The sequence below is a fragment of the Kitasatospora sp. NPDC057595 genome, from assembly GCF_042800875.1.
Classification (GTDB): domain Bacteria; phylum Actinomycetota; class Actinomycetes; order Streptomycetales; family Streptomycetaceae; genus Kitasatospora.
Genome location: NZ_JBHVGL010000041.1, coordinates 20,008 through 28,911 on the forward strand (window position 1 = coordinate 20,008; position 8,904 = coordinate 28,911).

Sequence of the window (8,904 nt, forward strand, 5' to 3'; positions counted from 1 at the left end):
CCCGGACGACTCTGACATGCCCGCCCGTCCCCCGGCCAGCCCCCTCGGACCGCCGCCGCGGATCAGAGCCGCGAGGTGTCGAGGCCGAGGCCGAACGGCTCCGGCAGTGTGAGGGGTGCCCCGAACGGGTGCGGACCGTCCTCGACGGCGCAGCCGAGCCGGCCGGCCCGCTGAACGGCGTGCAGGTGCGGGCCTGGCGGTCGGCCAGGAGGTGGAGCGGCGCCCCGTACTGGCCGTAGCGGCGGCGCTTGGCCTGCGGTGTGACGGCTCCCCCGATGATCTCGGTGCGGGCCGTGTCCACGAATCGTTCGCCTCCTGGCGGGACGCTCTCGTGACCGCGGGTACGGGGTCGGCGTACCGACGGTAAACGCCTGGTGTGGTGAGCGGGTGTCGGCCACGATGGGCGCATGACCATGGAATCGCAGCGGAGAGCCGCGGCTCTCACCCACATCGCCGAGCCGTCCGGGGTCGCTCCCGGGACGGGGTACACGCAGGTCGTCAGCGGCAGTGGGCGGCTGGTGGCCGTGTCGGGGCAGGTCGCGTTCGACGAGGAGCGGCGGCTGGTCGGGGAGGGGGACCCGAAGGCGCAGGCGCGGCAGGTGTTCGAGAACCTGCGGCGCTGTCTGGCGGCGGCGGGGGCGGACTTCTCGCACGTCGTCAAGCTGACGTACTTCGTCACCGACATGGCGTACATGCCCGCCATCCGGGAGGCCCGCAACGAGGCGCTGGGCGACCTGCCGCTGCCGGCCTCGTCCGCGGTGCAGGTCGCGGCGCTGTTCCTGCCGGAGGTGCTGATGGAGATCGAGGCCTTCGCGGTGGTCCCGGAGTAGCCCCTCGGACCCCTCGGACCCCTCTGACCCCTCAAACCCTCAGACCTCTCAACCCTCTCAGACCCCTCGGACCGCGTCCCGTCGTCCGGCCCAGCGGACGGCGGGGCCCATCGCGAGGCCGGCGGCGGCGAGCAGGGCGCCGAGGGCGGCCCAGCCGGTCAGGCCGTGGCCGATGACGGCGGTCGAGACGACGGCCGGTCCGATCATCAGGGCGGCCGCGTTGCCCGCGTTGAAGACGCCCTGGTAGGCGCCGTGGGCCCGTTCGCCGGCCAGGTCGTAGCTGAGCGCCCAGGTGCCGGCCTGGCCGAGCACCTCGCCGGCCGCCTGGAGGGCGACGCCGGTGAGCACCACCACGGCGGCGAGCGCGGCGGGTGCTCCGTGGGCGAGGGCGATCACCAGGCAGGAGGCGGCCAGGATCAGCCCGGCCCGGCCGCAGGCCCGGGCGGCGGCGGCCGGATGCTCGGTGCCGCGGGTGGCGCGGACCTGGAAGGCGATGACCAGCACGGTGTTGACGACCAGGGTGGCGGCCACGGTGATCCGCGGCGCGTCGGTGTGCTGGACGATCCACAGCGGCACGCCGACCTCCAGCATCGCGAACTGCAGGCCGAGCACCGCGCTGAGCGCGGTCACCACCAGGAACGGCCCGTCCCGCAGCGCCGGGTTGCGTTCGCGGACCGGCCGCCGCTCCGTCTCCCGCCCGCCCCGCGGGCCCGCCGCGCCCGCGCCGGGCATCGGCAGCCGGTGGAACATCACGGCGACCGCCAGGTACGAGGCCGCGTCGGCCAGGATCGCCGTCAGGTAGCCGGTGCGCGAGTCCACCTGGAGGGCGATCGCGCCGACGCCGGTGCCGAGGCAGATCCCGACGTTGGTCACCACCCGCAGGTAGGCCCGGCCCGCCACCCGCTTGTCGGCGGGCAGCACTTCGGCGTAGAGGGCGTTGCGCACGGCGGCCGCGCCCCGGTCGGCGGCGGCGACCAGGCAGGCGAGCGCCACGAACGCGGGGTAGCCGCCGACCGCGGTGTAGCCGGCGGTGCCGAGGCCGGTGAGCGCGACCAGCGTCACCAGGACCGGCCGGCTCCCCCAGCGGTCGGCGGCCCGCCCGGCGGGGACGCTCGCGAGGACGCCGCACAGTCCGGCGGCGGTGAGCGCGAGGCCGAGCCGGCCGGCGCTCAGGCCGAGGTAGCGGGTGAAGAACAGCACGCCGACGGAGAGCGAGAGGCCGCTGCCGAGGGTGTTGAGCAGGGTGATCCGGGCGAGCCGGCGCACCGTCGGGTCGGGGTGCAGCAGCCGGGAGGCCCCGGTCGCGGGCAGGGCGGGGTCGGGTACGGAACTCGGTACGGGGCCGGCTGCCGGGCTCGGTGCGGCGTTCGCCGCCGGTGGGGTGGTCATGCCCACGATCCCACCCCGGCGCCGCCGCCCGGCCGTACTGATTTAGGCTCTGTCTGAAACCTCCGGGGGGCGGCGTGCACCTGTTCAGACTCGGCCTGGCCGACCTGGCCACCACCTGGTTCGCCTGCTCGCCGATCCAGGAGGCCGCGCTCAGCCTGCGGATGTGGACCCATCCGGGCGTCTACCCCCTGCAGTCCGCCGCCTTCGGGCGGCTGCGGCCGGCCTTCGAGCGGCTGGACTCCTCGCTGCTGCTCTCGCTGGTCGCCGCCAACCGCTGGATCCCGGACTTCCTGACGCCCCGCCCGGCCGTCCCGTGGCCGGACTTCCGCTCCGAGCTGGCCGCCGTCCGGGCGCTGCCGCCCGAGCAGCTGCGCGCGGAGCTGGAGCAGACGTTCCTGCCGCACCACCAGCCGCTGCCGGCTCCGCTGGCGGCGGGGCTGGCCGATCCGGCCCGGCTGCTGGCGCGGATCGCCGACGCGCTGGAGGAGTACTGGGAGCGCTGTCTGGCGCCCGCGTGGTGGCCGCAGGCGCGGGCGGTGCTGGAGGCGGACCTGGTCTACCGGTCCCGGGTGCTGGCCCAGCAGGGCGCGGCGGCGCTGTTCGCCGACCTCGACCACCGGTTGAGCTGGGCGGACGGGGTGCTGTCGGTCGACCGCCGCTGGAAGGACCTGGACGGCGAGATCACGGCGGACGGGCGGGGGCTGGTCCTGGTGCCGACCTTCTTCGCCCGTGGCGCGGTCACGATGATCGGCAACGACCGTCCGCCGCAGATCAGTTATCCGGCCCGCGGGCAGGCGGGGATGGCCGGTCCGCGGCCGCCGACACCCCCGCGCGCGCTGGAGCTGCTGCTGGGCGCGCCGAAGGCGCGGCTGCTGGCGCTGCTGGCCGAACCGGCGTCCACCACCGACCTGGCCTACCGGCTGGGCGTCACGCCGGGCGCGGTCAGCCAGCACCTGGCGGTGCTGCACGCGACCGGCCTGGTGACCCGGGCGCGGCACGGGCGTTCGGTGCTGTACCGGCGCAGCGCGCTGGGCGACGAGCTGTCCGGCCCGGGCCGCCCCGGCGGGTGAGCATCCCGCCCGCCCCGGCGGGTGCGCGTCGCGCCCGTCGCGGCGGGTGACGATCCGGGCCGCCGCCGATTTCCCGCCAACTGGCCAGTGGTACAGACCTGTTGACGCATTGGTCTGTACCTCCTACAGTGCCCATGCCCCCGTCTCCCCACGGCGCGGGCATCGAACGCTCCCCGCACCACGTACGGTTCTGCGCCACCCTGTCCAACCCCCACAGTCGCAGGGAGAACCATGTCCGTTCGAACCCGGGCGCGTCGAACGCGCCACCGAGTGCTCGCGCTGCTCTCCGTCCTGCTCCTCCCACTGGCCGCGATCACCGCCCTGGCCACCCCCGCCACCGCGGCCGGCAAGCTCACCGCCGCCTTCACCAGCGAGAACAACGGCTCCTGGTGGAAGGGCACCTACATCGTCAAGAACGACAACACCACCGCCGTCAACGGCTGGACCCTGGAGTTCGACCTCCCGGCCGGCGTGACCATCCAGAACAGCTACAACGGCACCGCGACGGTCAACGGCAGCCACGTCACCGCCGTCGCCGCGTTCTACAACGCCAACGTCCCCGCGGGGAAGACGACCGAGCCGTACAGCTTCTGGTTCGTCGCCAACGGCCCGGTCGGCACCCCGACCGGATGCCGGATCAACGGCGACAAGTGCGACGGCAGTTCGGACGTCCTGCCGTCCGCCCCGGGCACCCCGACGGTGACCGACGCGACGGCCCACACGCTCGCCCTGAAGTGGCCCGCCGCGACCGGCGGCGACTTCCCGGTCGCCTCCTACGACGTGCTGAACGGCAGCACCGTGGTCGGCAGCAGCACCACCACCGACACGGTGGTCACCGGGCTGACCCCGGCGACCAGCTACACCCTGACCGTCCGCGCCAAGGACACCCGCGGCAACCTCGGTCCGGCGAGCGCGTCGGTCACCGCCTCCACCTTCGACCCGTCCACCGACCAGGTGCCGCCCACCGCGCCCACCAGCCTCCGCACCACCGCGGTCGGTTCGAGCGACGTCACGCTGGCCTGGAACGCCGCCACCGACAACCTGAAGGTCGCCGCGTACGACGTCTACCAGGACGGCACGCTGGTGCGCACGGTGACCGGCTCCACCCTGACCGCCACCGTCAGCAGCCTCTCCCCGTCCACCTCCTACACGTTCACCGTCAAGGCCCGCGACGGCGCCGACAACGCCTCCCCCGCCTCCACCCCGCTGAAGGTCACCACCTCCGACCTGGTCGGCGCCGGCAAGTACGCCCGGGTCGGCTACTTCACCCAGTGGGGCATCTACGGGCGCCAGTACTTCGTGAAGAACCTCGACACCTCGGGCAGCGCCGCCAAGCTCGACGTCATCAACTACGCCTTCGAGAACATCGACCCGGTCAACCTCACCTGCCTGGCGGGCGTCACCAAGGGCACCACGTCCAACCCGCAGGACCCCGACCAGGGCACCGGCGCGGGTGACGCCGACGCCGACTACGCCCGCCCGATGAGCGCCGCCCAGTCGGTCGACGGCGTGGCCGACGACGGCTGGGGCAAGCTGCGCGGCAACTTCAACCAGCTGAAGAAGCTCAAGGCCAAGTACCCGAACCTGAAGGTCGTCGCCTCGCTCGGCGGCTGGACCTTCTCCAAGTACTTCTCCGACGTGGCGGCCACCGACGCGTCCCGGCAGAAGTTCGTCAAGTCCTGCCTCGACATCTGGATCAAGGGCAACCTGCCGGCCTACAACGGCGCGGGCGGCGACGGCGTCGCGGCCGGCATCTTCGACGGCATCGACATCGACTGGGAGTGGCCCGGCTCGCCCGACGGCCACGCCGGCAACCACTACAGCGCCAACGACAAGGACAACCTGACCGCGCTGCTCGCCGAGTTCCGCAAGCAGCTGGACGCGCTCGGCGGCTCGCACAAGCTGCTGACCGCCTTCACCCCGGCCGACCCGGTCAAGATCAACCAGGGCTGGGACCTCTCGAAGATCTTCAACTACCTGGACATCGCCAACATCCAGGGCTACGACTTCCACGGCGCCGGCAGCGACAACTCGTGGGAGCCCAACCGCACCGGCCACCAGGGCAACCTCTACGTGGACGCCCAGGACCCGTACACCACCCACTTCAGCGTCGAGGGGGCCGTCAAGCCCTACCTGGACGCCGGGGTCAACCCGCGCAAGCTCACCATCGGCCTGGCCTTCTACGGCCGTGGCTGGCAGGGCGTGGCGGACGGCGGCGTCAAGGGCGAGTGGCAGAGCGCGACCGGCGCGGCCCCCGGCCAGTTCGCCGAGGAGGCCGGCACCCGCGGGTACAACAACCTGATCACCACCTTCCCCAGCCTCTCCGTCTACCACGACGAACAGTCGGTGGCCACCTACGGCTACACCGGCGCGGGCGGGCAGTGGTGGACCTTCGACGACGCCTGGTCGATCGGCAAGAAGACCGCCTGGCTGAAGTCCAAGGGCCTGCTCGGCGCGATGATCTGGGACATGACCGGTGACACCCCGGGCGGCACCCTGATCAACGCCGTCGACGGCGGCCTCAAGTAGCACCCGCACCGCGCGCACGCCGGGTCCGGCGGGGTACCGGCCCCGCCGGACCCGGCGTCACGTCATGCGCCGCCGGTCCGGTCCCCGCCGGCTCAGCGCGAGGCGAGGGCGGCCAGCCGGCGGGCCGAGCGGTACTGCCGCAGCACCTGGGCGAAGGTCAGGTGCCCCTGGGTGGTGCGGGCGAACGCCCGCCAGGCCGGGTCGACCAGGCAGACCGCCGCGTGGAACAGGTACGGCCTGCGCTCGAACGCGTTCAGCATCTGCTTGCCGGCCCGCATCTCCACCCCCAGGCCGGCCTTGATCGCGAAGGCGTAGTTCAGCGCCTCGCGCCGGACCTGCGCCGCCGTGCCCGCCTCGGCCACCTTGACTGCCCACTCGCCGGCCAGCCGGCCCGAGCGCAGCGCGTAGGAGATGCCCTCACGGGTCCACGGCTCCAGCAGCCCGGCCGCGTCGCCGGCCACCAGGACCCGGCCGCGCGACAGCGGCGAGTCCTCGGCCCGGCAGCGGGTCAGGTGCCCGGACTCCACGCTCGGCGGGAAGCCGGACAGGCCCAGCCGCCGGATGTAGTCGGCCAGGTACTGCTTGGTCCGCTCGCCGTCGCCGCGCGCCGAGATCACCCCGACGGTCAGGCTGGCGGACTCGGTCTTCGGGAACACCCAGCCGTAACTGCCGGGCAGCGGCCCCCAGTCGAGGTGGATCCGGCCCGCCCAGTCGGCCGCGACGTCCGCCGGGACGGGGATCTCCGCCTCCAGACCGAGGTCGATCTGGTCGAAGGAGACGCCGACGTGCCGGCCGATCCGGCTCGCGCTGCCGTCCGCGCCGACCACCGCGCGCGCCTCGAAGCTGCGCCCGTCGGAGGCGGTGACCAGCGCCGTCCGGTGCTCGCCGCCGCGCTGCTCCACCCCGGTGACGGTCACTCCGGTGACCAGTACCGCCCCGGCCTGCTTGGCCGCCTGGACCAGGCGCAGGTCGAACTCGTCCCGGTTGACCAGGCCGAACAGCATCCGCCGGGAGCGCCTGGTCCGGGTGAACCGGCCGTCGTACGCGAAGGTGACGGCGTTCACCCGGTCCTGGAGCGGCAGTCTGAAGTCCGGCGGGAGGCTGTCCCGGGAGGGGCCGATGATGCCGCCGCCGCAGGTCTTGTACCGGGGGTGCTCGGCCTTGTCGAGCAGCAGCACGCGCCGGCCCTGCACGGCCGCGGCGTGCGCGGCGGAGGAGCCGGCCGGCCCGGCGCCGACCACGACGACGTCCCAGACGCCGTCCAGCGGGCCCGGCCGGTCCGGCCCGCCGGCCTCGGCGTCGAGCGGGCTACGAGAATCGGGGCTTCCGGAGTCAGTCACGGGCAGCAATCCTATGCGGCCACCCCCTCCGCCGTCGGCCGCACCGCCCCGAACGCGCGACCGAATCGCCGGTCGGGCGCAGCCGGTCGGCAGTCGGTCGGCCGCCCCCGGCGGCACCGGGCGGCCCTCCCCCGCGGCCTCCCCCGCGGGCCACCGCCGCGCGCCGCCTATGATCGGCATCACCCACCGTCAACGCCGTTCGCCCGCACCACCCCCTCGGACGGACCAGCCCTCCCCGGAGCACCCGATGTCGCAGCAGCCCCTGGCCGACGCCGTCCGGTCCCTCATGGACCGCGCCCGCACCGATCTCGCCGACCTGGTCGCCTTCCCCTCGGTCGCCGACCCGCGCCAGTTCCCGGTCGAGGAGTGCGAGAAGGCCGCCCGCTGGGTCGCCGACGCCTTCGCCGCCGAGGGACTGACGAACATCCGGCTGCTGGACACGCCCGACGGCACCCAGTCCGTCTACGGCGAGCTCCCCGGCCCGGCCGGCGCCCCGACCGTGCTGCTCTACTCGCACTACGACGTCCAGCCGCCGCTCGACGAGAACGCCTGGCTCAGCCCCGCCTTCGAGCTCACCGAGCGCGACGGCCGCTGGTACGGGCGCGGCGCCGCCGACTGCAAGGGCAACATCCTGATGCACCTGACGGCCCTTCGGGCGCTGCGCCAGGTGGACGGCGGCTACCCGGTCGGGCTGAAGGTCATCGTCGAGGGCTCGGAGGAGCAGGGCACCGGCGGTCTGGAGCGCTACGCCGAGGCCCACCCCGAGCTGCTCACCGCCGACGCCATCGTGATCGGCGACACCGGCAACTTCGCCCCCGGCCTGCCGACCGTCACCGCCTCGCTGCGCGGCATGACGGTGGTCGACGTCTCGGTCCGCACCCTGGCAGGCAACCTGCACTCCGGCGCCTTCGGCGGCGCCGCCCCGGACGCCCTGCAGGCGCTGGTCAAGGTGCTCGCCTCGCTGCACGACGAGAACGGCGACGTCGCGGTGGCCGGCCTGGCCGCCGACCAGTCCTGGAACGGGGTGCAGTACCCCGACGAGCAGTTCCGCGCCGACGCCAAGGTGTTGGACGGCGTCGCGCTGACCGGTACCGGCACCGTCGCCGACCGGCTCTGGGCCCGCCCCTCGGTCACCGTGCTCGGCATCGACGCCCCGCCGGTGATCGGAGCGACCTCCTCCGTGCAGGCGTCCGCCAAGGCCTCGGTCAGCCTGCGGGTGCCGCCGGGCATGGACACCACGGCCGCCCAGGAGGCGCTGGTCGCCCACCTGGAGAGCCGGGTGCCGTTCGGCGCGCAGATCACCGTGGAGCGGCAGGGCAACGGCGCGGCGTTCAGCGCCGACACCTCCGGTCCGGCCTACGAGGCGATGGGCGAGGCGATGGCCGAGGCCTTCGGCACCCCGATGGTGGCCTCCGGCGAGGGCGGCTCGATCCCGCTCTGCAACACGCTGCGCACCCTCTACCCGCAGGCCGAGATCATCCTGATCGGCGTCGAGGAGCCGACCACCCAGATCCACGCGGTCAACGAGAGCGTCGACCCGCTGGAGCTGGAGCGGATGGCCCTCACCGAGGCGCTGTTCCTGCGCCGCTACGCCGAGCTGCGCTCCGTCTGACACCCCGGCACCGGGGCGGGGCCGGCCGCCCCGCGCCCCCCCCCCCCCCCCCGCCCCCCCCCCCGCCCCCCCCCCCCACCACCCGGGGGGATAAAAAAAAAAACACCCCCCCCAACACAAAAAATAGGGGTTTG

6 protein-coding genes are annotated in these 8,904 nt (G+C 73.9%); 4 read left to right on the forward strand and 2 right to left on the reverse strand.

What is annotated here, in order from left to right; genetic code table 11:
• Positions 1-407 precede the first annotated feature (407 nt).
• Positions 408-830 (forward strand): RidA family protein, encoded by a 423-nt coding sequence (locus ACFU9E_RS34365; RefSeq protein WP_380682220.1) that lies wholly within the window; start codon positions 408-410, stop codon positions 828-830.
• A 57-nt stretch (positions 831-887) separates the two neighbouring features.
• Here ACFU9E_RS34365 and ACFU9E_RS34370 read toward each other — a convergent pair whose 3' ends face one another.
• Positions 888-2,219, reverse strand: a complete 1,332-nt coding sequence (locus ACFU9E_RS34370) for an MFS transporter (protein ID WP_380682221.1) — start codon at positions 2,217-2,219, stop codon at positions 888-890.
• A 74-nt stretch (positions 2,220-2,293) separates the two neighbouring features.
• On the opposite strand from ACFU9E_RS34370, the gene ACFU9E_RS34375 reads away from it, so the two are divergent.
• Complete coding sequence (locus ACFU9E_RS34375) at positions 2,294-3,289, forward strand: ArsR family transcriptional regulator (RefSeq protein WP_380682222.1); 996 nt, start codon at positions 2,294-2,296, stop codon at positions 3,287-3,289.
• 231 nt (positions 3,290-3,520) lie between these two features.
• The gene (locus tag ACFU9E_RS34380; RefSeq protein WP_380682223.1) at positions 3,521-5,818 is read left to right on the forward strand and encodes a glycosyl hydrolase family 18 protein; all 2,298 of its coding nucleotides are present in this window, start codon (positions 3,521-3,523) and stop codon (positions 5,816-5,818) included.
• A 92-nt stretch (positions 5,819-5,910) separates the two neighbouring features.
• On the opposite strand, the gene ACFU9E_RS34385 is transcribed toward ACFU9E_RS34380, so the two are convergent.
• On the reverse strand, positions 5,911-7,338 hold the full coding sequence (locus tag ACFU9E_RS34385) for a geranylgeranyl reductase family protein (RefSeq protein WP_380715642.1): 1,428 nt from the start codon (positions 7,336-7,338) through the stop codon (positions 5,911-5,913).
• 67 nt (positions 7,339-7,405) lie between these two features.
• On the opposite strand from ACFU9E_RS34385, the gene ACFU9E_RS34390 reads away from it, so the two are divergent.
• On the forward strand, positions 7,406-8,770 hold the full coding sequence (locus tag ACFU9E_RS34390) for a dipeptidase (RefSeq protein ID WP_380689757.1): 1,365 nt from the start codon (positions 7,406-7,408) through the stop codon (positions 8,768-8,770).
• Positions 8,771-8,904: the final 134 nt, after the last annotated feature.